This window comes from Bartonella sp. MR100HLJHH, from assembly GCF_042194215.1.
GTDB classification, from domain to species: domain Bacteria; phylum Pseudomonadota; class Alphaproteobacteria; order Rhizobiales; family Rhizobiaceae; genus Bartonella; species Bartonella grahamii.
Genome location: NZ_JBHIMR010000059.1, coordinates 1 through 1479, shown reverse-complemented (window position 1 = coordinate 1479; position 1479 = coordinate 1). Strand labels below are relative to the sequence as shown.

The 1479-nt window shown below is 37.3% G+C and carries 3 protein-coding genes and 1 pseudogene; 3 read left to right on the top strand and 1 reads right to left on the bottom strand.

Annotation, left to right across the window (positions count from 1 at the left end; all coding sequences use genetic code 11):
* A pseudogene (locus ACFIJ7_RS09430) lies at positions 1 to 348 on the top strand (antA/AntB antirepressor family protein); the annotation flags it as partial.
* Between the two features lie 15 nt (positions 349 to 363).
* On the opposite strand, the gene ACFIJ7_RS09425 reads toward ACFIJ7_RS09430, so the two are convergent.
* Complete coding sequence (locus ACFIJ7_RS09425) at positions 364 to 588, bottom strand: Arc family DNA-binding protein (RefSeq protein WP_375627529.1); 225 nt, start codon at positions 586 to 588, stop codon at positions 364 to 366.
* Positions 589 to 663: 75 nt separating this feature from the next.
* On the opposite strand from ACFIJ7_RS09425, the gene ACFIJ7_RS09420 reads away from it, so the two are divergent.
* Both ACFIJ7_RS09420 and ACFIJ7_RS09415 read left to right on the top strand, forming a co-directional pair.
* Positions 664 to 867: an Arc family DNA-binding protein gene (locus tag ACFIJ7_RS09420; protein WP_375627530.1), complete on the top strand. Its 204-nt coding sequence runs from the start codon at positions 664 to 666 to the stop codon at positions 865 to 867.
* Positions 860 to 1479 (top strand): phage antirepressor KilAC domain-containing protein (locus ACFIJ7_RS09415; protein WP_375645179.1); only part of this gene is annotated, 620 nt, incomplete at its 3' end. The genes ACFIJ7_RS09420 and ACFIJ7_RS09415, both read left to right, overlap by 8 nt.

The window sequence follows — 1479 nt, the reverse complement described above, 5'->3', positions numbered from 1 at the left end:
CGTATTATCAAATACAATTTAGAAGAAGGAATAGATTATATTTTAACGCTCGCCAAAACTGGCGAACGTCAAAATGTAGTATTAAAAGAATATTACCTTACACTGAATGTAGCCAAAGAGCTCTCTATGCTTGAGAATAATAAGAAAGGTAGAGAGGCTCGTTTATACTTTATCAAATGTGAACGGCTTTTGAAACAAGTAGCAACCCCACAAGTTGATTATTCCAAACCCGAAGCATTACTTGGTGTTTTGAATCACTTACAAAGTCAAATAGAGCATAAAGATCATGTTATTGCTGAATTGACTCCAAAAGCAAAAGCACTTGAAGGCTTAAAGCGTTCTGAGGGGGCTATGTGTGGCATCTTATTGTTTTTTATTCACGAGTGGTTGTTCAAGGAGCTTTTTGAGATCTTCTGAATTCATTGCCAGTAGGTGATTTAATGTAACGGTAGTGCGGACAGAGTTTTCTAAACGAGCAAGAATTTCACCCGTAAGGCTACGATGATTTGCTTCAGCAAGCTCTTCCAATTGATTTTTCAGTTCAATTGGAATGAGAAATTTAAATTGCACACGATCTTTTTTTGTCATGCACCTAAAATATACCTAAAATACACTTGACACAAGGTACCTTTATGGTACTAAATATGTGCATATGGAGGTAAAATGAAAACGATCCAATATAAAATAAATATGCCACATACATTAAAGGAGTGGTTGTTTAATCGGGCGACTGAGAATGATCGCTCTCTTTCATCTGAAATAATTAACATTCTCAAAAAAGAAAAAGCGCTAGAGCATAAGTCCGCAAAAACTCTCTCTAACGCTTTACATCTAACTAACCCGAAAGAGGTCAATTACAATGAATAATAGCACATACTTACCTATCAATAAAGACAAATTAATAAAATTACAAGAAGTCGAAAACGAGCCTCGTGTTCGCGATGTGGACTTAGCAGAAAAATTAGGGTTTGTTCGTACACGTGACGTTAGAAAATTAATTACAAGAAATATGCAAGAAATAGAACGGTTTGGGAGGTGCGCCACTGTGGCGCACGTAATAAAGGGCAATAACGTAACAGAATATTGGCTTAACGAAGAGCAGGCATTATTGATTGCGACATTATCGAATACAGAAAAATCTTCTCAAGTCCGTTATATGCTTATTAAGTTATTTGTTGCATGGCGTAGGGGCGAGATAAAGCAATCCTATGTTCAATCGATCGACTACTCCAGTCCAGCAGTAATGCTTGGTGTCTTAACGCATTTAAAAGATGAAAATGAGCGGAAAGACAATATCATTGCTAAATTAGAACCAAAAGCAAAAGCTTTAGAAGGTTTAAAGCGTTCTGATGGTTTGTTTGGTCTGATAGAAGCAGCAAAGATGTTAGAGGTGCGACCTAAGGATTTAACGGATTACTTGCGTAAACATGATTGGGTGTATCGACGGGCTCCAGGGGCGCCTCTGTTACCTTATCAGGA

Excerpts from the sequence above, each read along its gene's own strand:
- ACFIJ7_RS09425 (WP_375627529.1), bottom strand. The coding sequence starts at position 588 with ATGACAAAAAAAGATCGTGTGCAATTTAAATTTCTCATTCCAATTGAA.
- ACFIJ7_RS09420 (WP_375627530.1), top strand. The coding sequence starts at position 664 with ATGAAAACGATCCAATATAAAATAAATATGCCACATACATTAAAGGAG.